The sequence below is a fragment of the Thioalkalivibrio sp. AKL7 genome (genome assembly GCF_000381705.1).
Taxonomy (GTDB): Bacteria; Pseudomonadota; Gammaproteobacteria; order Ectothiorhodospirales; family Ectothiorhodospiraceae; genus Thioalkalivibrio; species Thioalkalivibrio versutus.
Genome location: NZ_KB906948.1, coordinates 61,609 through 84,599, shown reverse-complemented (window position 1 = coordinate 84,599; position 22,991 = coordinate 61,609). Strand labels below are relative to the sequence as shown.

19 protein-coding genes are annotated in these 22,991 nt (G+C 67.0%); 11 read left to right on the top strand and 8 right to left on the bottom strand.

Annotation, left to right across the window (positions count from 1 at the left end):
- Positions 1-2: 2 nt before the first annotated feature.
- Entirely contained in the window at positions 3-1,958 is a 1,956-nt protein-coding gene (locus G315_RS0103260; RefSeq protein WP_026182046.1) for a GNAT family N-acetyltransferase, read from the bottom strand.
- Positions 1,959-2,100: 142 nt separating this feature from the next.
- Here G315_RS0103260 and G315_RS0103255 point away from each other — a divergent pair, with 142 nt between their 5' ends.
- The 11 genes from G315_RS0103255 to G315_RS0103200 all read left to right on the top strand — a co-directional run bounded on the left by G315_RS0103255 (position 2,101) and on the right by G315_RS0103200 (position 14,471).
- Positions 2,101-2,820 carry an SDR family NAD(P)-dependent oxidoreductase gene (locus G315_RS0103255; RefSeq protein WP_018144775.1) on the top strand — a complete coding sequence of 240 codons (720 nt, stop codon included), beginning with the start codon at positions 2,101-2,103 and terminating at the stop codon, positions 2,818-2,820.
- Between the two features lie 285 nt (positions 2,821-3,105).
- Complete coding sequence (locus tag G315_RS0103250) at positions 3,106-3,327, top strand: cold-shock protein (protein WP_196799411.1); 222 nt, start codon at positions 3,106-3,108, stop codon at positions 3,325-3,327.
- A 571-nt stretch (positions 3,328-3,898) separates the two neighbouring features.
- Positions 3,899-5,470, top strand: a complete 1,572-nt coding sequence (murJ, locus tag G315_RS0103240; RefSeq protein ID WP_018144778.1) for a murein biosynthesis integral membrane protein MurJ — start codon at positions 3,899-3,901, stop codon at positions 5,468-5,470.
- Between the two features lie 54 nt (positions 5,471-5,524).
- Entirely contained in the window at positions 5,525-6,487 is a 963-nt protein-coding gene (gene ribF / locus G315_RS0103235) for a bifunctional riboflavin kinase/FAD synthetase (RefSeq protein WP_018144779.1), read from the top strand.
- Positions 6,488-6,520: 33 nt separating this feature from the next.
- The gene (ileS, locus tag G315_RS0103230) at positions 6,521-9,367 is read left to right on the top strand and encodes an isoleucine--tRNA ligase (RefSeq protein WP_018144780.1); all 2,847 of its coding nucleotides are present in this window, start codon (positions 6,521-6,523) and stop codon (positions 9,365-9,367) included.
- Positions 9,367-9,870 (top strand): signal peptidase II, encoded by a 504-nt coding sequence (gene lspA / locus G315_RS0103225; RefSeq protein WP_018144781.1) that lies wholly within the window; start codon positions 9,367-9,369, stop codon positions 9,868-9,870. The genes ileS and lspA overlap by 1 nt, the downstream gene beginning before the upstream one ends.
- A gap of 12 nt (positions 9,871-9,882) precedes the next feature.
- Positions 9,883-10,317, top strand: coding sequence for a peptidylprolyl isomerase (locus G315_RS0103220; RefSeq protein ID WP_018144782.1), 435 nt, complete (start codon positions 9,883-9,885; stop codon positions 10,315-10,317).
- Positions 10,318-10,335: 18 nt separating this feature from the next.
- Entirely contained in the window at positions 10,336-11,286 is a 951-nt protein-coding gene (gene ispH / locus G315_RS0103215; protein WP_018144783.1) for a 4-hydroxy-3-methylbut-2-enyl diphosphate reductase, read from the top strand.
- Between the two features lie 344 nt (positions 11,287-11,630).
- The gene (purU, locus tag G315_RS0103210) at positions 11,631-12,485 is read left to right on the top strand and encodes a formyltetrahydrofolate deformylase (protein WP_018144784.1); all 855 of its coding nucleotides are present in this window, start codon (positions 11,631-11,633) and stop codon (positions 12,483-12,485) included.
- 119 nt (positions 12,486-12,604) lie between these two features.
- Positions 12,605-13,450 carry a S1C family serine protease gene (locus tag G315_RS0103205; RefSeq protein ID WP_018144785.1) on the top strand — a complete coding sequence of 282 codons (846 nt, stop codon included), beginning with the start codon at positions 12,605-12,607 and terminating at the stop codon, positions 13,448-13,450.
- A 55-nt stretch (positions 13,451-13,505) separates the two neighbouring features.
- Entirely contained in the window at positions 13,506-14,471 is a 966-nt protein-coding gene (locus G315_RS0103200) for a hypothetical protein (protein ID WP_018144786.1), read from the top strand.
- Between the two features lie 16 nt (positions 14,472-14,487).
- Here G315_RS0103200 and G315_RS0103195 read toward each other — a convergent pair whose 3' ends face one another.
- The 7 genes from G315_RS0103195 to G315_RS0103165 form a co-directional block, all read right to left on the bottom strand.
- The gene (locus G315_RS0103195; RefSeq protein WP_018144787.1) at positions 14,488-15,594 is read right to left on the bottom strand and encodes a nucleotidyltransferase family protein; all 1,107 of its coding nucleotides are present in this window, start codon (positions 15,592-15,594) and stop codon (positions 14,488-14,490) included.
- Entirely contained in the window at positions 15,591-16,496 is a 906-nt protein-coding gene (locus G315_RS0103190) for an HprK-related kinase A (protein WP_018144788.1), read from the bottom strand. The genes G315_RS0103195 and G315_RS0103190 overlap by 4 nt, the downstream gene beginning before the upstream one ends.
- Positions 16,493-16,795 (bottom strand): HPr-rel-A system PqqD family peptide chaperone, encoded by a 303-nt coding sequence (locus G315_RS0103185; protein ID WP_018144789.1) that lies wholly within the window; start codon positions 16,793-16,795, stop codon positions 16,493-16,495. The genes G315_RS0103190 and G315_RS0103185 overlap by 4 nt, the downstream gene beginning before the upstream one ends.
- 55 nt (positions 16,796-16,850) lie before the next feature.
- A complete protein-coding gene (locus tag G315_RS0103180; protein WP_018144790.1) occupies positions 16,851-17,618 on the bottom strand; it encodes a hypothetical protein in 768 nt (255 codons plus the stop codon).
- A gap of 256 nt (positions 17,619-17,874) precedes the next feature.
- Entirely contained in the window at positions 17,875-18,609 is a 735-nt protein-coding gene (locus G315_RS0103175) for a class I SAM-dependent methyltransferase (protein WP_018144791.1), read from the bottom strand.
- A gap of 40 nt (positions 18,610-18,649) precedes the next feature.
- Complete coding sequence (locus G315_RS0103170) at positions 18,650-19,372, bottom strand: GAF domain-containing protein (RefSeq protein ID WP_018144792.1); 723 nt, start codon at positions 19,370-19,372, stop codon at positions 18,650-18,652.
- Positions 19,373-19,512: 140 nt separating this feature from the next.
- Complete coding sequence (locus G315_RS0103165; RefSeq protein WP_018144793.1) at positions 19,513-22,839, bottom strand: VanZ family protein; 3,327 nt, start codon at positions 22,837-22,839, stop codon at positions 19,513-19,515.
- Between the last annotated feature and the right edge of the window lie 152 nt (positions 22,840-22,991).

Here is a 22,991-nt window from a genome sequence, read left to right as displayed (position 1 = left end):
GGTTACAGACTCCGGGCCTCCAGCCAGTTCCGGGCGGCGCGACGCAACCTTCGGGTCACGCCGCGCCGCCCGGAAACGTCCAGCTCGCGTGCCAGTCGGTCCCAGTCGATGGGCTGCGCCAGGCTCGCCTCGAGCAGCTGACCTTCCGGCTCGTCCGGCGGCGCCACCGCCAACTGCCGCAGCAACGCGGGAAGCGCCCACTCCAGGGGCCGCGCCCGCTGGGAAAAGGCTCGGACCTCCTTCAGATCCGCCACCGGGTCAACCGGCGACAAGCGACAATCTCCCTTCGCATCCTGATCCCCAAGGACTTCGCTCACCATGGCTGCGGTCGTGTCCAGCAGGAACCGTGGATGCCAGGCCGGCCAGTCGCGCCGAAAGGCCGCCAATGCTTGTTGCAGCCGGGGCTGCAATCGGGGCGCGGTCGCACGCAGGACCACGCCGCTCACCTGGCCACTGGCCGCATCCGGCTGGATGCCGACTCGCACCAGGCCATAACCGGCGCGCTGCCAAAGGTGCAGCAACACAGGTTGCAGCCCGAAACTCGCGCCAATCAGCGCCACCCCCTTGGCACCAGCCCGGTCCTCGACCGCACGCAACAGACGACTCCCCAGGCCCTGCCCCTGCCAGTGCGGATGCACCGCAATGCGCTGAATGCGCCACGCGCCCTCCCCCGCCAGGTCGAAGTCACCCCGGGCCGCAACGGTGCACGGCAGGAAATGCCCCTGCGGGCGCCGTTCGCCCGACCAAACCGCTTCGGCTAGCGCGCGCTCCAGTCCGCCCTCTTCCTGGATCAAAACCACCCCGAACAGGGCGCCATCCGCCGCCCCTTCCAGCAGCAACAGGTGAACACCCGCATCATCCAGCCAGCGCGCCAGATCGGAGGGCCGTGTGCGGTAATGGGCATCTGCCAGCAGGCCCATTACCGCCTCCAGGGTTTGCGGCGTGTCCGCGAGCGCCGTGCCCGTGCTCCAGCGCAGCCGTACAGCCTGGGAGACCGGGGGGCGACTCACCGCCTCCAGCAGGAACAGCCGATTCAGCCAGTCCTCGAGCGGATCGCCCGGGGCCCAGCGGACCGGTGTATCCAGGGTCTGTAGCCGTACGCAAAAGCCCGCCCCCTCCAAGGCCGGCAGCGCACGCAGCCGAAAGCCCTGCCCGCTCCCCTCGAAGCCGCCGGTCGTGGTCGCCAGCACCAGGCGCCGTGCGCGTCGAGCCAGCCGCAACAGTCGATCCACGGGCAGGTTCGCCGCCTCGTCGATCATCAGGGTATCCGGCGATTCCGGCGCCTGCCGCAGGACATCCGGCGCCATGAACACCTCCCCCGGGTCCGGCGCACGCGTCCATTGCCGGGCACGCTGCAGCAGGGCATCCACCGCCCCCCGCCCCGGGGCGGTCAATGTAATTCCCGCAGCGCCCCGCTGCAGCGCGGCGCCCAGGTACTCGCCCAGCACGGTTGATTTGCCCCGCCCGCGCGGCGCAATCAGCACCAGGCAATTTCCCGGGGCCAGACGATCCAGACGCTCGAGGACGGCCACCTGATCCGGCGTCCAGGCAAAGGGGAGTGCCGGACTTGCTGGGATCGCCGGCAGCGCGGCAACCGGACACGAAGCGTCCAGGCTGTTCACCCAGGCATCGGCCAGCGCGGCCTGCCAACGGCGGGAGAAGGCCCCTTCACGCACCCCATCATCGAGGATCAACAGCGCCCCGCCCCCACGCAGCAGGCCCGCGGCCATCACCAGGGCATCCACGGCAAGGGGAGCGTGCGACTCGAACACCAGCGCCTGGACCTCCCGCCCTAGCCAGTGGCCCATCTGCGCGGGTGCCACCCGCGGGACCCCCTCAGGCCCGGAACAGCCCACCCACAACACGGGAGCATGCGCCGCCGCAGCCAGCAACCACTCGCCGGCCCGGCGGAAGCTGCCCGCATCAGCCGGCAGGCGGTAGAGTGTTCGGGGCTCCATCCAGGTGTGATCTCTCAAGCGGTGGCCAAAGGAGAACACGGATGAATCGACTCCAGCGCGCGCGTGTACATTAATCAGTGCTTCCCTGGCATCGTGGTAGACGATCTGCACATTCTATTCAGTCCAAGACAAGGAGGAACTCATGCAAGAGCGCAGCATTGCTTCCGCACTGGTGACCGGCAACTCGAGCGGCCTCGGCCTGGGCATGACCCGGGTTCTGCTGGAACAGAGTGCACGGGTCTACGGCATGAGCCGGCGCGGCTGCCCCGAGGCCGGGGTGAGTGGCGACGAACAGGTGGACCTAAGCGATTTCGGCGCCACACAGGACGCAATGGAACGCCTGTTGCAGGGCGTGGAGTCGCTGGATCTGGTGATACTCAACGCCGGGCTACTGGGCCACATGCAGCGCATGCAGGACGCGCCGATGGACGAGTTGCGCCTGCTGATGGACGTGAACACCTTCGCCAACAAGGTCATCCTCGACGCGCTGCTGAAGCATCGCGTGGCCGTCGGCCAGATCATCGCGATCTCCTCCGGCGCGTCGGTCTCCGGGCATGCCGGCTGGAGCGGCTATTCGCTGTCCAAGGCCGCGCTGAACATGATGATGCAGCTCTACGCCCACGAATTCCCCGAAGAGACCGCCATCAACGCCTTCGCCCCGGGCCTGGTCGACACCACGATGCAGGACTACCTGTGCGACGAGGCCGACCGCGAGAGCTTCCCGGTGCTCCAGCGCCTGAAGGCGGCGCGCGGTACCCCGGACATGCCCGACCCGGAAAACGCCGCGCGCGCCATCCTAGATGCCCTGCCGCGCCTGCGCCACACGACCCGCGGCAGCTTCGTCGACATCCGCCAACTCTGACGCCCGTTTCTGTTTCGCACGCAGAAAACCGTAGTGGAAACGCTCTTGATTCTGCCTTTCTTCGCGGCCTTGTGCGGTTCGGGCGCGGACCGCGACCCAACCCGGAAAATCGGCTTCGCAGCGCCAAAAAAGGTTCATGAAGGTGCGTTGGATTTTGCCTGGGATGGCGCGTATAGTCGGGAGCGTGATTCGTGGTTGAGCGACAACACTAGGAAGTTTCTAGTTTCTGAACCAGTGCTCCCGTTGATCTGTTGGCAGCATGCCGCGAACACATTTGTTAGTTACATGAAGAGGTTACAAGTTGTGAATACTGGTGTTGTGAAGTGGTTCAACGAGAGCAAGGGTTTTGGTTTCATTACCCCCGATGATGGCGGCAAGGACGTGTTCGTCCATTTTTCCGCGATCAGCGGTTCGGGTTTCAAGACCCTGGCCGAAGGCCAGAAGGTCTCCTTTGAAATCCAGGAAACCGCCAAGGGCCTGGCCGCCGGCGAAGTGACCGCCATCTAAGGCGCCACTCCCAAGGCTGACGGCTCCTTCGTTGGACCGTCCGAAAAGGCCGCCTCCGGGCGGCCTTTTTCGTGTCCGGCGTTTTGCATTCACCACCAAACGCCCCCCTATCCCCTCTGTACCCTCTGTACCCTCTGTACCCTCTGTACCCTCTGTACCCTCTGTACCCTCTGTACCCTCTGTACCCTCTGTACCCTCTGTACCCTCTGTACCCTCTGTACCCTCTGTACCCTCTGTACCCTCTGTACCCTCTGTACCCTCTGTACCCTCTGTGTGCGATCGCTCTTTACTTGGAAGTAACGGGTAGGATGCGTTGAACGCAGTGAAACGCATCGGGGTCGGGCCGTCCCACGGATCGATGCGATTCGCTACGCTCATCAGCATCCTACCCACCACCAAACGCCCTCCCTATCCCCTCCGTGATCGCTGCGCCCTCTGCGGCCTCTGTGGTGCAATCGCTCTTGAGCTTGCCCTTCTTCGTGTGTGTGCGAGCTTCGTGGAGGATGCAGAAGTTCATCGAGAATGATTCAAGTACACTGCGGGGCTTTCCCGTAGGCTGCCCCCGCACGCGATGAACCGCCTGTTTCGCTCCACCGCCGTCGTCAGTGGCATGACCATGATCTCCCGGATCATGGGCTATCTGCGCGACATGGTGCTGGCGGTCACCTTCGGCGCCGGACCGGCCACCGACGCCTTTTTCGTCGCCTTCCGCATCCCGAATTTTCTGCGCCGACTGTTCGCCGAGGGCGCCTTCAACCAGGCCTTCGTTCCGGTGTTCGCGGAGTTTCGCGAGAAGCGCGGGCGCGAGGCCCTGCGTGATTTGCTGGATCACACCGCCGGCACCCTGATGACGGTGGTCACCGTCGTGACCCTGATCGGGATCCTGGCGGCGCCGGCACTGATCTGGGTGTTCGCCCCGGGGCTGGGCACCCAGGAGGCCGGGCGCCAGGACCTCGCCGCAGCCATGCTGCGGATCACCTTCCCTTATCTGCTGTTCATCTCGCTGACCGCGATGGCGGCCGGCATTCTCAACAGCATCGGGCGCTTTGCGGTGCCGGCCTTCACCCCGGTATTCCTGAACCTGTCGATGATCGTCGCCGCGCTGTGGCTGGCGCCGATGTTCGACGAGCCGGTGGTCGCCCTGGCCTGGGGGGTGTTTATCGCCGGTGCCCTGCAACTGGCCTTCCAGATCCCCTTTCTGTGGCGCGCGGGGCTACTGCCGCGCCCGCGCTTTGGACGCGCCCACGAGGGGGTGCGCCGGATCGTGAAGCTGATGCTGCCGGCGATCCTCGGGACCTCGGTGGTACAGATCAACCTGCTGGTGGACACCCTGATCGCGTCGTTCCTGGTGGCCGGATCGATCTCCTGGCTGTACTTCGGCGACCGCTTCGTGGAGCTGCCGCTGGCCCTGTTCGGGATCGCGATCGGCACGGTGATCCTTCCGCGCCTGGCGCGGCAGTACAACCTGGCCGACCCGGCCGCCTTCGGTCGCACCCTGGACTGGGCCCTGCGCCTGGCGATGCTGGTCGCGCTGCCGTCGATGGTCGGCCTGGTCGTGCTGGCAGTGCCGATCCTGGCCACGCTGATCCAGTATCAGGCCTTCACCCAGTTCGATACCTACATGACCGCGATGGCCCTGGCGGCCTATGCCCTGGGCCTGCCCGGTTTCATCCTGATCAAGGTGCTGGCGCCTGGCTTCTTCGCTCGCCAGGACACCAAGACCCCGGTGAAGATTGCGATCATCGCCATGCTCTGGAACATGGTGCTGAACGGCGCCTTTGTGCTGCCGTGGTATCTCTCCGGCACGCCCGGAGCGCACGCCGGACTGGCGCTGGCCACCTCGGCCTCGGCCTATATCAACGCCGGGCTGCTCTACCGCGGGCTGATCCGCGAGGGCATCTACCAGCCAGGACCGGGGTTGCGCTCGTTACGCCTGGGGCTGCCCCTGGGACTCGCCGCGATGATCGGGGTGCTGATCTGGCTCTCGCCGGAGTTCAGCCAGTGGACCGAGTGGTCCGTCGACACCCGCCTGCTGGCGCTCACCGGCCTGATCCTGGCCGGTACCGCCACACTCGCCGCCACGTTGTGGCTGACCGGCGTGCGCCCGCACCACTTGCTGCTGCGCGAAGGCACCGATCAATGATGCCGGGGAAGGCCCCGGCGGGTTATACTTTCGGTTTTGCGCGGGATCGGGGCGATGCGGCTGATTCGCGGCCTGGGGCCGGCCGACAGCAAGGCGTTCGAGGCAGCCGGCATGCATGGCGCGGTGGTGACCATTGGCAACTTTGATGGTCTGCATCGTGGTCATCAGGCTGTTCTGGGACGGCTACTCGAGGCGGCGCAGGATCGCCAGGCGCCGGCGCTCCTGATGACCTTCGAGCCGTTGCCACGCGAGTACTTCGCCGCACGCTCCCAGGCCCCCGCGCCACCCGGCCGCCTGCAGCGGCTGCGCGATCGCCTGGTGACGCTGGGCGACAGCGCCCTCGGCGCAGCCTGGGTCCTGCGTTTCGACGCGCAGCTGGCGGGGCTTTCGGCCACGGCCTTCATGGAGGAGGTCCTGCATCGCCGTCTGGGCGCCCGCCATGTGCTGGTGGGCGACGACTTCCGTTTCGGACGCGGACGCGAGGGCGATCGGTCGGCCCTGCAGACGGCCGGCAAACGTCTTGGCTTCACCGTCGAATCCACCCCGACGGTGCGTGACGCCGAGGGGCGCATCAGCAGCACGCGGGTGCGCGCCGCCGCCGTGGCCGGCGACTTCGCCCGCGTGGCGGAACTCCTGGGGCGGCCCTACCGGCTGCACGGCCGGGTTGCACACGGCGACAAGCGCGGGCGCACCATCGGCTTTCCCACCGCGAACCTGCGCCTGGGGCCATGGCCGCTGGCACTGCGCGGGGTGTACTCCGGCTGGCTGCGCCGGGCCTCCGGCGAGGCCCTGCCCGCCGTCGCCAACATCGGCTGGCGTCCGACGGTGGGTGGCACCGAACAGCGTCTGGAGGCCCACGTACTCGAGGGCCAGCCCGACCTGTACGGCGAGGCCGTCTGTTTTGAACCCGTCGCGCAGGTGCGCGGCGAGCAACGCTTCGAGGGACTGGAGGCGCTGCGCGCGCAGATCGCGCGTGACGTCGAAACCGCCCGCACGCAACTCTCCGCACACGACTGAAACCGGCCCGCAGGGCCGATCCGGAACTCGCTAATGGCACGCAAACCGGCACCGCCGAATCCCTACAAGGACACCCTCAACCTGCCCGAGACGGCCTTCCCCATGCGCGCCGGCCTGGCGACGCGGGAGCCCGAGTGGCTGGAGGCCTGGAAGGCCGAGGACCGCTACCAGCGCCTGCGCGAATACTGTGCCGGGCGGCCGCGCTTCGTGCTGGCCGACGGCCCTCCGTATGCGAACGGCTCGATCCACGTCGGCCACGCGGTCAACAAGATCCTCAAGGACGTGATCGTGAAGAGCCGCACGCTGGCCGGCTTCGACGCCCCCTACGTGCCGGGCTGGGACTGCCACGGCCTGCCGATCGAGCTGAAGGTGGAACAGAAGCTGGGCAAGGCCGGGCGCGACGTGGACGCCGCGACCTTCCGCAAGGCCTGTCGCGAATACGCCCAGGAGCAGGTGGACGGCCAGAGCGCGGACTTCCAGCGTCTGGGCGTGCTGGGAGACTGGGACAACCCCTACCTGACCATGAACTATCAGGTGGAGGCGGACACCGTCCGCGCGCTGGGTACCATCTTCAAGCGTGGCCACGTGCAGATGGGCGAGAAGCCGGTGCACTGGTGTGTCGACTGCGGCTCGGCCTTGGCCGAAGCGGAGGTCGAGTACGAGGACAAATTCTCGCAGGCGATCGACGTGCGCTTCCGCGTGGTCGACGACATCGACTTCCTGCGCCGCTTCGACGGCATCGACGGCTCGCGCGGCCCGATCAGCGTGGTGATCTGGACCACCACCCCATGGACCCTGCCGGCCAACCAGGCGGTCGCCCTGCACCCGGAACTGGACTACGCCCTGGTGGAGCTGGAGCACGAGCGCATCCTGCTGGCGGAGGACCTGGTCGAGGACTGTCTGGCGCGCTACTCCCTGGGCGAGGGCCACATCGTGGCACGCACCAAGGGTCAGGCGCTGGAAGGCCTGATGCTGCGCCACCCGTTCCTGGAACGCGACGTGCCGCTGATCCTCGGCGATCACGTGACCACCGAGACCGGTACCGGCGCGGTGCACACCGCCCCCGGCCACGGCCAGGAGGACTATGCGGTCGGGCTGCAGTACAGCCTGCCGGTGGAAAACCCGGTGGGCCCGGATGGCCGCTTCCTGCCCGACACCCCGCACTTCGCCGGCGAGAACGTGCACCAGGCCAACGGCCACGTGATCGACGTGCTGAAGGAGCACGCCGCGCTGATCGTGGCGGTCAAGTTCGAGCACAGCTATCCACATTGCTGGCGCCACAAGACCCCGATCATCTTCCGCGCGACGCCGCAGTGGTTCATCAGCATGGACCGCGCCGAGCTGCGCGCCGATGCCCTGAAGGCCATCGCCGACACAGAGTGGATGCCGAGCTGGGGGCAGGCCCGGATCCACGGGATGGTGGTGAACCGCCCGGACTGGTGCATCTCGCGCCAGCGCAACTGGGGCGTGCCGATCCCGTTCTTCGTGCACAAGGAAACCAACCGCCTGCATCCGCATACCGCAGAGCTGATCGAGACCATCGCACAGCGCATCGAGCGCGACGGTATCGAGGCCTGGTTCCAGCTGGATCCGCAGGAATTGCTGGGCGAGAAAGCGGGCGACTACGTGAAGCTGAACGACACGCTGGACGTCTGGTTCGACTCCGGTGTGCTGCACTCCACGGTCGTGGAGAAACGCCCGGAACTGGGCGAGCTGCCGGTGGACCTGTTCCTGGAGGGCTCGGACCAGCACCGCGGCTGGTTCCAGTCCAGCCTGCTGACCAGCGTGGCCATGCGCGGCGAGGCGCCCTACAAGGCGGTGCTGACCCACGGCTTCACGGTGGACGAGAAGGGCGAGAAGATGTCCAAGTCGCGCGGCAACGTGGTCGCGCCACAAGAGGTGGTCTCCACCCTGGGGGCGGACATCCTGCGCCTGTGGGTCGCGGCGACCGACTTCTCCGGCGAGATGGCGATCTCCAAGGACATCCTCGACCGCACCGCCGATGCCTATCGCCGCATCCGCAACACTACGCGCTTCCTGCTGGGCAACCTGAACGGCTTCGAGCCGGCCGAGCACGCCCTGCCGCTGGAGGATCTACTGCCACTGGACCGCTGGATCGTCGCCCGCGCACTGCAGGTACAGGGCCAGGTCACGCAGGCCTACGACGGCTACCAGTTCCACCAGATCTACCAGCGGGTACACAACTTCTGCTCGGTGGAGCTGGGCAGTTTCTACCTGGACGTGATCAAGGATCGTCAGTACACCACCCAGGCAGACTCGCACGCCCGCCGCTCGGCACAGACCGCGCTATATCACGTGGCCGAGGCCCTGACCCGCTGGGTGGCCCCGATCCTGACCTTCACCGCCGAGGAGATCTGGGAACTGCTGCCCGGCGAGCGTCCGGACAGCGTGCTGTTCGCCACCTGGTACGAGGGGCTGGCGCCCCTGCCGGAAGACGCCACGTTCTCCGATGGCGACTGGGACCGCATCCTGGAGGTGCGCACCCATGTCGCCCGCGCCCTGGAACTGGCGCGCAACGAGCAGGGCATCGGCGCCTCGCTGAATGCCGAGATCGACCTGCACCTGCCGGCCGACTCGAGTGCCCGCAGCCTGCTGGAACGCCTCGGAGACGAATTGCGCTTCGTGCTGATCACCTCCGAGGCACGCCTCGCCGAAGGCGCCGCACCGGAAGCGGCGCATGCCGCGGAACTCGGCGACGGGACGCCGCTGGGCGTGGCGGTGCACAAGAGCGAACAGCCCAAGTGCGCCCGCTGCTGGCACCGCCGCCCGGACGTCGGTCAACACAGCCAGCATCCGGAACTGTGCGGGCGCTGCGTCAGCAACGTGGACGGTCCGGGCGAGACCCGGCACTTCGCCTGATGGACTTGCGGGGGTCCGGCCTCGGCCCGGGGCTGCTCATCGCGGTGGCCATCGTGCTGGCCGACCAGGTCACCAAGGTCTGGGCGGAGCATGCGCTGACGCTGTTCGCGCCGGTCGAGGTCACGAGCTTCTTCAACCTGTCGCTGGTGTACAACCCGGGTGCGGCCTTCAGCTTCCTGGCCGGGGCCGGGGACTGGGGCCGCTGGCTGCTGACCGGCATTGCCGTGGCGATCGGGCTTCTGATCCTCGTCTGGCTGGCCCGCCTGCCGCGCCAGGCCTGGTGGTCGGTGACCGCCCTGGGCCTGGTGCTGGGCGGCGCCATCGGCAACCTGATCGACCGCGTGCGCTACGGCGCGGTGGTGGATTTTCTGGACTTTCACTGGGCGGGCTATCACTGGCCGGCCTTCAACGTGGCGGACATGGCCATTGTTGTGGGGGCGATCACGCTGATCGTCGCCACCTTCATCGAGGGCGATCGCAGCCACTCGGGCAACACAGACTAGTCGGGAGCACACATGACCACGGCCACCAAGGGCGCGCACATCGAGATGCACTACCGCCTGATCCTGGAAAACGGCTTTGTCGTGGACGGGACGGGCGAAGAACCCATCACCCTGGAGATCGGTTCCGGCGAGATCCTGCCCGGGCTGGAGGATCTGCTGGTCGGTCTGATCGCGGGCGACCACCGGGAATTTGCGATCGAGGCCGGCGTCATGTTCCCGTTTCGGGACCAGGCGGCGGTGCAGGAAATGCCGCGCTCGCAGTTCCCGGCCGACCTGCCGCTGGAAGTGGACTACATCTACGAGTTCAACAGCCCGGCCGGCGATGCCGTACCCGGCCGCATCGAAGCGGTGGAGGACGACACCGTGACGGTGGATTTCAACCACCCGCTGGCGGGGCAGAACTTCACCTTCGAGGTGGATGTGCTATCGGTAAGTGAACCGCAATAGGTCGCAGGAGAGTCTCCTATGAGCATGCAGGCCCAGCTCGCCAATCCGCGCGGTTTCTGCGCCGGGGTGGAACGCGCCATCGAGATCGTGGAACGTGCCCTGGAGATCTACGGCGCGCCGCTGTACGTCCGCCATGAAGTGGTGCACAACCGGCACGTGGTCGGGCGTCTGACGGATGCCGGCGTGCACTTTGTCGACGAGCTGGACGAGGTCCCCGACGGCCAGGTGGTGATCTTCTCCGCCCACGGCGTGCCCAAGCGTGTGCAGCAGGAGGCCGAACAACGCGGCCTGACGGTGTTTGACGCCACCTGCCCGCTGGTCACCAAGGTGCATCTGGAGGTAGCGCGCTACGCCCGCGAGGGCCGCGAGGTGGTGCTGATCGGCCACGCCGGGCACCCCGAGGTCGAGGGCACCCTGGGCCAGTTCGATGATTCCCGGGGCGGGAGCATGATGCTGGTCGAGACCATCGCGGACGTCGAGAACCTGGAGGTGGCCAACCCCGACCGGCTTGCCTTCGTGTCCCAGACCACGCTGTCGATGGACGACACCGCCGGGATCATCGACGCCCTGACCGCGCGCTTCCCGAAGATCGAAGGCCCGCGCAAGATGGACATCTGCTACGCCACCCAGAACCGCCAGGACGCGGTGAAGGACCTGGCGAAGCAATGCGACCTGCTGCTGGTGGTCGGCTCGAAGAACAGTTCGAACTCCAACCGCCTGAGCGAGATCGGCGCACGCATGGGCGTGGAGTCCTATCTGGTGGACGGCGCAACCGACATCGACCCGGCCTGGCTCGAGGGCAAGAGCCGCATTGGCGTCACCGCCGGCGCCTCGGCCCCGGAGATCCTGGTCAACGAGGTGCTCGACTTCCTGCGCGGACACGGCGTCGACGCCGTCTCCGAACTCGCCGGCCGCGAAGAGACCATCACCTTCTCCATCCCCACCGGCCTGCGCCGCGAATCCGCCTGACCCGCCCCATCCTTCCTTGCGCCGATTTGTTCACCACGAAGCGCACGAAGAGATGAAGAGGGCAAGGCGAATGAACCACAGAGGTCACGGAGATAACCAGGGATGGCTTTGTGGCGGGCAGGATGCCGATGAGCGCAGCGAATCGCATCGGCCACATGTAACGGCCCGACCCTGATGCGTTTCGCTACGCTCAACGCATCCTACCCCTCTAGAAATTTGTCGTCTTTCTCGGTGTCCTCTGTGCACCCTGTGGTGCAACCGCCTTTGACCTTGCCCTTCTTCGTGCCTTCGTGCGCTTCGTGGTAAAAACCCGCCCTTGACCTTATTCGGGATACTTAAACGACATGGATGATCGACCCCGTTTTCGGCTGAGTATCCGCTGCCCCGATCAGCACGGAATCGTCGCGCGCATTGCCAACGCAATCGCGAATACCGATGGCTGGATCACCGAAGCGGCCCAGCACACCGATGCCGAGGCCGGCTGGTTCTTCATGCGCTGGGTGTTCTCATTGCCCATCGATGCCGAGCCCGCGCTGCGTGAACGGCTGGATGAACTGGCCCTCGATCTTGGCATGGACTGGTGGCTGGCGGGGGCCGACACCCGCCCGCGCGTGGTGCTGATGGTCTCGCGCGAACCGCACTGTCTCAATGACCTGCTGGCCCGCTGGAGCAACGACGAACTGCCGATGGAGATCCCGGCGATCCTTTCCAACCACCGCGACCTGGCACCGCTGGCGGATTGCTACGGCATCCCGTTCGAGCACATCCCCGTGCCGCGCGAAGACCGCGAGGCCGCCTTTGCCACCCTGCAGGCGCGCCTGGCCGACCTGGCGCCCGATGCCATCGTGCTGGCGCGCTACATGCAGATCCTGCCGCCCATGCTCTGCGACGAATACCCCGAGCGTATCCTCAACATCCACCACAGCTTCCTGCCGTCGTTCGTCGGCGCCCGCCCCTATCACCAGGCCTTCGCCCGCGGCGTGAAGCTGATCGGCGCCACCTGCCACTACGTCACCGAGGACCTCGACGCCGGCCCGATCATCGAGCAGGACGTCACCCGCATCCGCCACGACGACGGCGTGCAGGACCTGATCCGCAAGGGCCGCGACGTCGAACGCTGGGTCCTCGCCCGTGGCCTGCGCTACCACCTCGAGGGCCGCGTCCTTACCCACGGCAACAAGACCATCGTCTTCAACTGACGGGGTGTCGACGCGGCGTTAAAGCGCCCGCTGGCCATTACCCCCTTCGCCTAACGCATCACCACCACGGCCGGAACCGCCTGACCTAGACTCGAACCATCGACTGGCGGGGATGGCCCATGGACAGCACGACGAGCAAGCGATCCGCCCTCTTCTTCCGGGGCTTTTCGGCAGACACCTGGCAGCGCGCGTGGAAGACGCTGAAGGTGCTGGCCGCGGCGAGCCTTCTGGCCCTGCTGGTTACCCAGCGCCCGGCTGCCGCCGACGGGCTGCCGGACACGATCGAGCGCATCAAGCCCTCGGTAGTCAGTATCGCGACCCACCAGCCGTCGCGCAGCCCGCGAGCCAATTACCTCGCAACCGGATTTGCGGTCGGCGATGGGCGCCTCATCGTTACGAATCACCATGTGATCCCGGAATCACTGGATCATGCAAACCGCGAGCAACTCGTGGTGGTCAGCGGCGAAGGTCGCGACACCTCCATCCACAGCGCGGAGCTTGTGGCCCATTCGGCGAACGACGACCTGGCCCTGTTGCGGATCGCCGGCCCTCCACTGCCCCCCTTGCGACTGGGATCGTCGGACGCCGTACGCGCGGGCGAGCAGCTGGCCTTCACTGGCTACCCGATCGGCATGATCCTGGGCATCTACCCCGCGACCCATCGTGCCAACGTGGCCGCACGCACCCCCATGGCGATCACCGCCCGCCGCTCGAGAGAACTGAGCGAGGCTCACATCCGGCAACTGCGCGCCGGTGCGCCGATGGTGTTTCAGCTGGATGCCACCGCCTACCCCGGTAACAGCGGCAGCCCCCTCTACCGCATCGACAGTGGCGAAGTCGTCGGCGTGATCAACCAGGTCTTCGTCCAGGGCGGGCGCGAGGCCGCAGTAAGCCGGCCCAGCGGGATCAGTTACGCGGTCCCGGCCGACCGGATCCGCCCGCTGCTGGCCGGCTACCAGGAGTAGGCCGATCCGCATCCCCTCCCCTCACGGCAAGTCCGAGCCGGACAAAGGCACACCCATGGCGGCCTCATCGTCCGATACTCGCTGCGTTTACCGCCAGATCCACATCGATGTGGCCCGCAACGCCACGGACGACTTCAACCCGTTCCATGACGGCGACAAGTGGACGCGCATCCGCGGCAATCCGTTTGGCGGACCGATCGTGCTGGGCTTTCAGCTGGAGTGTCTGGCAGAGGCCCTGGTGACCCGGATGCGGATCGCCGAGGGCGATGCCGGAAGCACCTCGCAACTCCCGTTCCGCAACTACCAATTCACGTTCGCCGGCGCCCTGCGCGTGGACGAGCCGTTCACCACCGTGGTCAAACCCACCCTCCGGGGCACGGATGCGTCGGGACAGCCGCAGGTATCCAATCGCATCGCGATGCGCAAAGGCAGCGGGCTGGTGCTGCTCGGCCATGTACGCGACTCCCTGACGCCCCAGGCGTTGACCGGCGAGTCATCGCCGCTGCCCGCGGATGTCCGACTCGAGCCGCTCGAGGATCGCTGCGTGCTTGCAGAAAACGGGTGGTTCCACAAGCGCAAGTTCATGTCCAACAGCAATGCCAAGAACCTGTTGTCGGGGTCGCTCGTGCGCCAGGCGGACTACTTCGACGAGCTCGAAGATCGCATCAACTTTCCGGACATGTTTCCCGCCGCGCTGATCTCCTGCGCCCTGCTCGAAAAGGCCGATGCAGACGGCCACGATTTCTACCGCGACCCCATGGTCTACACCGCGCACCACATCAGCGTGGACCAGCGGCTAGCACGCGCCCTGCGCAGCGCCGACGCCCTGCACATCCTGGTGAGCCCCGCGGAGCAAGTGGAAACCGCGGGGCGCGGCCTGGCGGGCTCCGGCATGGCACAACGACGCTATCGGTGCATGGGGCTGGTGGCAGGCCCGCGCATCCTGTTCCGCGGCGAACTGTTTCTCGCACCCCTGATGGCCCTTTCCGAAGCCATGGTTTCCGGCCCCGCAGCCCCCTGAGCCCTGGCCAGTCCGATCAGGGCTCGGCCTGGTTCCTTTTGCCCTTGCGATGGTCCTTGGCCGCCTTGCGCAGCAGGTGCGGAACCAGCAAGTGCAAGGGCATGCGCAGATAGTGCGAGCGTACATACAACAACCAGCGGGCGGTGCCGGACAACCGACCGTCGCAACTCCAGTGATGCGGTTTCAGGCCGCGCCGGAACAGGCCGTCCATCAGCGCCAGAAGAGGAGGCGCCGGACGCGCCGCGGCCAACGCGCGGAACGCCGAATCGGGGACGGGGGTCTGCAGGAACTCGCGACCATAGCGCAACGCATAGTAGAGCGGGCGTGCCAGATCCATCTCGAAGGCGCGCGCCGTCAGGCGTTCCCAGAAGCCCGAATCCTCCGCCACAAAATGACGCAGTAGCGCATCCATATCCGCCAGGTCCCGCAGGCCGTTCTCCAGTTCGCCATCGTGAAACAGATGCGTCGCACTGTGCAGGACCATGTCGGCCGGCCCCGGAACGTACATACCGGGAAAGCCATCCAGCGGCAGCGCGGCCGCCCACAGGAGTTCCGGATCGGGATGCAACCGCGCGGTCGGCGGCAGGATGGTGTGATGCACATCCAGCACGCTCTTGCGCCGCATGTGCGTGAGCGGAGGCAGCTCGTGCATCCACTGGCGATAGTAGGTCTGGTCGTAAGTGTCGTAGCCCTCGCAGACCCATCCCTGAACGAACAGGTGCTGTTCCGCCGACTGGATCTGCGCCTGCGGGACCAGGATGTCGACATCGGAGAACTGCCGCCCCGGCGCACTGGGCAGCCCGGCCATCACGTAGGCAGCGCCCTTCAGGAGCATCACCGGGATCGCCTCCGGCGCCAGGGCCTCGTGAATCCGTGCCACCTCCCAGCGAACCATGGCGTGCTGGCGATCCGCCAGGACCCGCGCGACGTGCAGGTGTCGCCGGGGCGCCGGAGGCACATCCGACAACGCCCCGGCATCCTTGATCAAGGCTTGCAACCGGCCCTCCAGAGAGGCCACTCGCGCCACCCGGACCAGCCAATCCCAATCCGCCGGCGAAAGACCACGGGAGGCTGCCGGCTCGGCCAGGACCGCGAGCAGTTGCTCCAGCACAGGGCGCGTCATGCGCCCCCCCCGGCCAGATCGTTCAGTAACCCCAGGGAGGCATCCAGGTCCGCGTACTCCAGATTCAGGCAGGCGCTTTGCTCGATCAGATCGGCCGCCGCCTCGAAACCCGCTCCGCCCACCACGCTGTAATTGAAGGACGAGCCGACCAGCTTCAGCAATGCCTCGGCCCGCTCCAGCGGTTGCAGCCGGTCACGTCCTCCGGCCGCAAAGCGCGGGAAGACCAGCCAAGCCGGCCCGGCCTGCTGGTGCATCCGTTCAATGCTCGAATCCGGTGGCTTCAGATGTGCCACGGTCCCCTTGCTGGTGTCGTGGGAGGCAGGCCCGATGATCGCCTGCGGATGGCGTTCGCGGATCAGGTCGATGGCGGCATTCTTCAGACTGACCGGACGCGGCAGCGCGACCAGCTTGCCGGTCGCCAGCGACAGCAGGGCGAATTCGTCCGACAACAACCGCCAGCCCGACAGGGTCAGGGCCGCGGTCAGCGTGCTCTTTCCCGCCCCGGGCTCGCCCGGCATCACCAGCGCCCGGCCGTCGCGCTCCAGCACCGCCGCATGGATCATCAGGAAGTCATGGGCGTGCTGGGCAATGCACCAGTTCAGCCCCCACTCGAACAGCGGATAGGCATGCGCCAGCGGCAGGGGGCGGAAGGGCGAGCGACCATCCAGAAAGAAACGCGCCTGCGGACGCCAAACCGAGCGCAGGCCGGGGGAGGCCGCAAGGGTGACGTGGAAATCGGCGAAGGGGGTACTGGCGGTCGGCAAAAGTTGCCGGTCGTAGAACAGGGCCACGGAGTGCTCGACCCGGTCCAGCCGCGAACGCAAGCGGACCACGAAGGGCCCCACCTGGATGGCAAGGCCGGCGTCCCGCAACCCCGCCCTCAGGTCTTCATGGGCAATCACGCGTCCCGCGACTCCGGGGAGACACGGATCAGATCATGCTGCCGCAACTGGCTCAAGCCGGCGTGCATCGCATCCTCCAGGTCCCCTTCCGTGGCGTCATATCGCTGTTCAAGGTACTCGAACAGGGTGGCCGGCGTCATCGGCCCCTCTTGCAGGGCCTGGAAGATGTCGATCAGAGGGGGCTGCAGCACGTGCGTCTCGCCACAGCGCTGATCATAGACAACCACCGATTCACCCCATGCCCGCACGTGAGCGGCGGGCAGCGGGATCAGCGCAAAGGATTCTTCAGAAACGGACAAGGGGGCCTCGTGTACCGACCGGCCCAGGAGCGCTGGTGGGCAGCGCCCCGGGATATCAACGATTGAGAGTGGAAGAGTTGGTCCGCACCTCCACGCACTCGCCCGCCTCGTTGCGCGTGTAGCCGTCTCCGCAGTCGCCCAGGCCGTTGATCGGGCAGAAGCGCTCGTTCATGTAGGTGAAGACGTTCCTCACCGCGGAGTGCTTGCCCACATCCTCGCGGGCCATCGAATAGGCCTTGATCACCTCGTCGACCGAGGCGCCGAAGTCGATCGAGGTACACGCTGCGTTCAGAACGGCACCCACGGCATGCCAGTCGAGCGACCCCCTGCACACGCCCCAGGCATGGAGCACCTCCATCAGCGAGGGTGTGCCGGTCAGGCATTCCGGCCTGTAACCGAAGACCTCCTCGAAGGAGGTCGCCCCGCCCGTACCCACGGTGGCGTCAAAACGCTGGCAGTTGTTGTCGGTCCCGCTGGTCTGAATGCAGGAACCCGGGGAATACCCGGTGCACTCCCAGGCACCCCAGTTGTCCTTCCAGAACGCCGAGGTACAGCCATCGCCCGCGGTGCACTCGTGGTCAATGTTGGAGACGTTGGCGGAGAAGATGTTGCCCGACAGCGAGCACTGCCCCTGAGCGCCCCAGACCGACTTGGCCGGGAGCGACACCAGCATCGCCCCACCCAGGCCGGCCGCGGTCAGGCGGCGCCGGCTGCGACTGCGAAGGCCGGACGAACCCGTGTCCGGGTCCACGGGGGCGGTGGACTTGCCCTCGCCTACGTCTTCGGGGCCATGATTTCCGTTGTGCTCGTGTTCATCACTCATGCTTGCCTGCTCCAGGTCAAACCTCGCCATTTCGCCGTCCGGGCAACGGCACCCGGCCACGCCGCAATGGGCTGCGATCCGGGGGGTACACTGCAATCAGACGCTTTCTCCTGGAACATAGCAAGCGGGATGCCAGCCTTTTGAATAACGGGTAACTTACTGATATAAAGGCTCCGACCCTCGACGATACAAAGCCCGCGGGGCACGCGGAGGCGCCGAGTGGAAAGTTTTCCGACAGCCCTGAGTGGCCCGCCCCTCATACCCGCCGCACCCGCAGAATGAACGAATGACTCAGCCACGCCCCAGCGGCCGGCACCGCCTGCAGGAAACTCCGGGTGCCCCGGTTCTCCAGGAGCGGCTGCAAGCGCGCCAGGCGGCCGGGGGCCAACGGAAGCCAGTACAACGCCTCGGGCCGCAGACCCACGGCCTCCGCCGCCGCGCGAAGACCCTGAGGGTCGTCGTAGCGCAGATGCGGCGGACGCCCTCGCCGACACCGGCGCCATTCGCGAACCGCCGTGGGCAGGCAACGCAGGTTCAGCGCATCGACCCAGGCCTCGCCTCCCGGGCGCAGAACGCGCCGAATCTCGGCAAGTGCCGGCTGGGGATCCGACAAGGCCTGCATGACGCCGAAGCACAGCACCCCGTCGAGGGCGGCGTCCGCCAGCGGGAGGTGATTGATGTCCGCCGCCAGCCAGGGAATTGCCGGATCACTTCGATCCCGCGCCTTCTGCAGGGAGGGCGTTGAGTAGTCCAGCCCCCAGACCTCATGGCCCTGCGCATGCAGCATCCGTGTGTAGGTTCCCGCGCCGCAGCCGACATCCAGCCAGCGACCGGGCCCCACGTCGGCGCGCCGCCACAGCCGCTCGAACTGCCGGACGCGGCTATGCAGGCCGCTGTGCGTCCAGCCCGCGATCCCGGCATCGTCCTCCAGGTTCGCCCCGCGCTCCAGGAAGCGCTGGCGCCAGCGGCGTTCGAAGCCGGCATCCTTCACCGGTTCGCACCTTGCGCCATCGCCATGACCGCGTGATGGTTCATTCCCGGCCCTCGCTGACCTGACCAATGAGTTCGGTCGCGGCAATCAGCACATGATCGCGGGAGAATCCGGCCCGGCGCATCTCGTCGTACAGCGTGCGCGCCAGCAACCGGGCCACGCGTTCCGGGGCGTGGGTAATGGGGCCCGTTGCCGCCCCCGGCTGTCGCGCCAGCGCCATCTGCGTAAAACTCGTGCGCAAAAGTCCCTTTAACCGATGGACGAGGACCGACTTCGCCACCACCAGGGCCAGGATCAACGCCCGGCGCAAATCCTCCTGCGTCAGCCGGCCCCGCCCCTCGGGGCTGTCGATGTTGATCACTCCCAACAGGTCGCCCTCCAGAATCACTGGCACCGCGATCACGTCGACCGGACCCGCACCCTCGGCCCGCCGCGCCTCGGCTGCAAAATCGGAGGCATGCAGGTCACGAATCAGCAACCCCTTGCGCGCACTCGCCACCCGCCCCGAAATACCCGAGCCAAGGGGTTGCCTCACGTCATAGGCCTGATCGGGCAGATACCCGTGATGTGCCTGGACGCGCAAGCGCGCCGCACCCCCGTCCGGGTCCGGCTTCAGCAGCATGATCGAACAGCGCTCGCACTCCATGGCGTGACTGACCAGCGCGGCCAGGCCGGCCAACCCCTTTTCCAGGGACTCGGCCTCCTCCACAAAATGAGCCAGCTCCATCAGCCGCTCGTCGAATGCATCAAAGGCCTCGCCCATCTCCCCGGCCCCACCGCGGTTTCGTCCTGCGAGCTTAACAGCCCGACCGGGCGCGGGATCGAGGCAGCGTTAGGCACAAGCCGAGCGGACCCGACTGGCCCATAACGCCCCCGACCGCGCACCGCACGACTGCACCAAATTCAACCCGCTCGAGGCTTCGCGGATTGCCTGACGCCCTTTGCGGCCGGCGCTGCGGACGCCGCCACGCCCAGCAACAGCACCAGGTAGAACAGCAGGGCGATCCGCGGGGAGTAGAACAGCGTACTGAACACGCCGATCGACAACGCCCCTGTCAACGCGGCAGTCGACGCCAGCGCCACCGCATCGCCCGCCAGCGAACTCCGCAACAGCAAAACCAGGGCCGCCAGCGTCAGCCACACAAAGGCCAGCAGACCCAGCCAGCCCTGATCGAAATAGATCTCCAGCCACTGATTCTCGACCCGCCACGGCCACAGATGGTCCGTAGTGAAGTACCAGTAACGGCCCAGATGCTCGAAGTCGCCGTTGGCGACGTATTCACGACCAGCCGAATCTTGAACCTGCACGCTGTAAAATTCGGTGACAGACCGCTGGCGCGCATCGACCCCCAGCGACAACACCAGGCCGCGCTGAATGGGCCAGGGGCGTGTCTCCATCGGATCCAGGTCGAAGGTCCACTGGAAGGTCTGACGTCCGCCGCCTTCCAGACGCATGCCTTCGCTGCGACAACCGAAGGAATGGCGGATGGGCTTCTCGCAGATGAAGACTCGAAATCCCGTGGGCTGGGCACTGGCGGCCTCCACGGTCAAGGTATAGAGACCGTCGCGGGGCAGGCTCACCCGCTGATTCACGAACAACGAATCGCCGCCGCCGATTTGCAGGCGCGGCTCACCCTCCGCGCGGGTGAAGGCCAGATTGCCGGGCAGGCGCCCGTCCCGGTTTCCGGTCCGGTAGTGCTCCGGAAAACTGCCGACACCCCGCCCAAACAGAGGTGAAAGCGGCCCGCCGCCCGGCAGTTCGAGGGCGGCCTGCCAGTGATCCATGCGGATCCCGAAGTCACGTTCGATGTGGCTCATCCGCTGCTCGGCAAACCCGCCCAACGTGGTGCCCGCAACTAGGGCAATCGCCACCACGGGCAACAGCACACCGACCAGTGCCCCCTGCCGAGCCTGCATGCGCCCATGCAACGCCGCCAGCAGCACCCCGACCGCGAGGACGGCCACGGCCACCGCCAACCCCAGGTACCCACCGCGCGAATAGGTCATTGCCACCGCGTATGCTGTCCCGACCGCCAGCAGGGCCGAGCCGGCGAGCATCAGGCCGAGGCGCTGGCGCCAGCACCAGATCAGGGCCAGGGGAAAGGCCAGCACCAGAAAGGTCTCGATGCTGGGCCCTCCTGCCTGCATCTCCGAAAACAGCCCGGACAGCCGATAGCCACTATCGAAGTTCAGCAGCCCGGGATAGGTAACCCGCTCGCGCACCACGAACGCCAGTTGCGCCAGCAGGGCCAGCGCCACCCCGGGGAGAAACCACCGCACCACCTGCTCCGGCACCGGGACAGGCGCAACCCTCAGCATCGCCAGCAGGACAACCGCCCACAGCAGGCCCTTGGCGACCCGCAGGGCATTCCACTGGTGGGCAAAATGCGCCGCCTCGCCGGGGTTCCAGGTGCCGGGCGGGAACAGGGCAACCGCCAGGCTGATCAGCGTCGAGGCCACCAGGAAACCCAGCGCCCAACGGATGCCGCGCGGCAACAACGATGCCCCCGAATGCAGCGCATGCGGCCCGAGCCAGAGGGCCATGGCCAGGGTCATCAACAGGAACAGGTCCAGCTCGGAGACGAAAAGGCGCCCGTGGTAGAGCGTCAGGTCCAGGGTGGCCAACAGCACGGGGATCACGAACAGCCAGCCCTGCGGCCGCCACGCCAGCAATGCGGCATAGGCCAGCAACCCGGCGCTCAGCGCCACGGGCACGACCGGCCAGGTCACCGCCAGCAGCAGAGTCGCCAGCGCCAGCAGGCCGGCAAGCGCCTGGCGCAGTCGCTGCAGGGGTTGCCAGCGCGTACCCGGCCCGGGCGGCGCTGGCTGCGGATCGCGTGGATCGGATACCACCCGCCCCGCCCCGGGCGGGCCCGGCGTAACACTGGCCCGGCCGAGCCATTGCAGCACCGCAGCCATTGCCCAGGCGGCCAGGCCGGCAAGGACCAGGCTGGCCGGATCCGGACGCGCACCCTCCACCAAGAGCTTGGCGGCCTCGACTACCAGCGCCAGTATCACCCCCGCCAATACGGCCAGAAGATTCAGTGCCGCCGGCTGCATGGGGTGGCGCAGCTGCCACAGCCAGACCAGGAAGCCCAGCGGGGCATACATGGCCAGGTGCAAAGCGGTACTACGCAGGGCATGGATCTCGTCCACGTGATAGTGGTAGTAGAACGGCCACAGGTTCAGGTCATCCCACTGGGTTCGGGCCGCTTCCATATCGGCGTGGAACGGGCCGAAACCGTGGTTGAGCGCGACCAGCAGCAACGCGTAGAACACGGCACCGATCACGAGTATCGGCGTGGCGAACTGCTGCAGCGTCCGGATCACGCCATGGGGATGCGCGGGCAGGTTCCGGAACAGGACCAGGCCGATGCCCATCCCCAGGGCCCGCAACAGCACGGACCGCCCCTCGGCGATGCCCGACAGGGTGGCGAGATTCAACAGCTCCAGCAGCCCCGCAAGAAGCAGGGCCAGCGGGATTCCGGCCCCCAGCAGCGAGGCGCCGCGCCGGTGCAACCACAATGCCAGGAGCAGCCCCACCGGGATACTGGCGACCACCTCCAGCGTCAGCCAGCTGATACAGCGAATCCCGCTGGTGCAGGCCCCGGCAGCGACCCACCAGCCCCAGGCATCGGATGCCAGGCGAGCCCGCAGCTCGTCCATGGCGAGCACCAGGTCAAAGGGGACGAAGCCGACCATCACATAGGCGGCGGCATAGATCACCAGCCCGGCGGTCAGGGCCTGCGCACCCGCACCTTCCAGCACCCGACGCCAGCGCGCCAACGGGTCGCGCGACGCCAGCCAGGCGAGCGAGCCGGCCACTGCCCCGGAAAAGTTGCCGGCGATATCGGCCGCCGCCGGATGCCGGTACGGCAGCCACACCTGCAAGAACTCCACGCCGGCCGTAACCGCCAGTCCCAGGGCGGCCACGAAGACGAACGCGCCGGCCGCAAGTAACCGGTTGCGGCGACCATGAGTCAGCCACGCGGTCCAGAAAAACCCCAGCGGCAGGAACATCAGGGCATTGGCCATGAACTGCTGGCGGCCACTGGTCCCGGGGCCGGTCAGGCTCATGCCACGGTAGATCTCCCAGGCACGCTCCAGGCTCATCGAGCCGAACTCGAACGGCAGCAGCGTCAGGTAGACCGCAGCGCCCAGCGACAGCCAGGCCCACAGCGCGCAGGTACGCAGCGACAGCGGTTCCGAACCGGCGCCCGGCCGGCTCATCGAAGGGTCAGGGAAGCGCCGATCCATGAATCGGTGCGGGCGCGCGTCACGCCCGAATGCACATGGGGCGCAGCGACGCCCCTGCAATCAGGCGGCACGTCGGAAACCATGGGGCAACAACGCGGACGGACACACGGTTCAGCGTCTCCCGG

Excerpts from the sequence above, each read along its gene's own strand:
- G315_RS0103260 (WP_026182046.1), bottom strand. The coding sequence starts at position 1,958 with ATGGAGCCCCGAACACTCTACCGCCTGCCGGCTGATGCGGGCAGCTTC.
- G315_RS0103255 (WP_018144775.1), top strand. The coding sequence starts at position 2,101 with ATGCAAGAGCGCAGCATTGCTTCCGCACTGGTGACCGGCAACTCGAGC.
- G315_RS0103250 (WP_196799411.1), top strand. The coding sequence starts at position 3,106 with ATGAAGAGGTTACAAGTTGTGAATACTGGTGTTGTGAAGTGGTTCAAC.
- murJ (WP_018144778.1), top strand. The coding sequence starts at position 3,899 with ATGAACCGCCTGTTTCGCTCCACCGCCGTCGTCAGTGGCATGACCATG.
- ribF (WP_018144779.1), top strand. The coding sequence starts at position 5,525 with ATGCGGCTGATTCGCGGCCTGGGGCCGGCCGACAGCAAGGCGTTCGAG.
- ileS (WP_018144780.1), top strand. The coding sequence starts at position 6,521 with ATGGCACGCAAACCGGCACCGCCGAATCCCTACAAGGACACCCTCAAC.
- lspA (WP_018144781.1), top strand. The coding sequence starts at position 9,367 with ATGGACTTGCGGGGGTCCGGCCTCGGCCCGGGGCTGCTCATCGCGGTG.
- G315_RS0103220 (WP_018144782.1), top strand. The coding sequence starts at position 9,883 with ATGACCACGGCCACCAAGGGCGCGCACATCGAGATGCACTACCGCCTG.
- ispH (WP_018144783.1), top strand. The coding sequence starts at position 10,336 with ATGAGCATGCAGGCCCAGCTCGCCAATCCGCGCGGTTTCTGCGCCGGG.
- purU (WP_018144784.1), top strand. The coding sequence starts at position 11,631 with ATGGATGATCGACCCCGTTTTCGGCTGAGTATCCGCTGCCCCGATCAG.
- G315_RS0103205 (WP_018144785.1), top strand. The coding sequence starts at position 12,605 with ATGGACAGCACGACGAGCAAGCGATCCGCCCTCTTCTTCCGGGGCTTT.
- G315_RS0103200 (WP_018144786.1), top strand. The coding sequence starts at position 13,506 with ATGGCGGCCTCATCGTCCGATACTCGCTGCGTTTACCGCCAGATCCAC.
- G315_RS0103195 (WP_018144787.1), bottom strand. The coding sequence starts at position 15,594 with ATGACGCGCCCTGTGCTGGAGCAACTGCTCGCGGTCCTGGCCGAGCCG.
- G315_RS0103180 (WP_018144790.1), bottom strand. The coding sequence starts at position 17,618 with ATGAGTGATGAACACGAGCACAACGGAAATCATGGCCCCGAAGACGTA.
- G315_RS0103170 (WP_018144792.1), bottom strand. The coding sequence starts at position 19,372 with ATGGGCGAGGCCTTTGATGCATTCGACGAGCGGCTGATGGAGCTGGCT.
- G315_RS0103165 (WP_018144793.1), bottom strand. The coding sequence starts at position 22,839 with ATGAGCCGGCCGGGCGCCGGTTCGGAACCGCTGTCGCTGCGTACCTGC.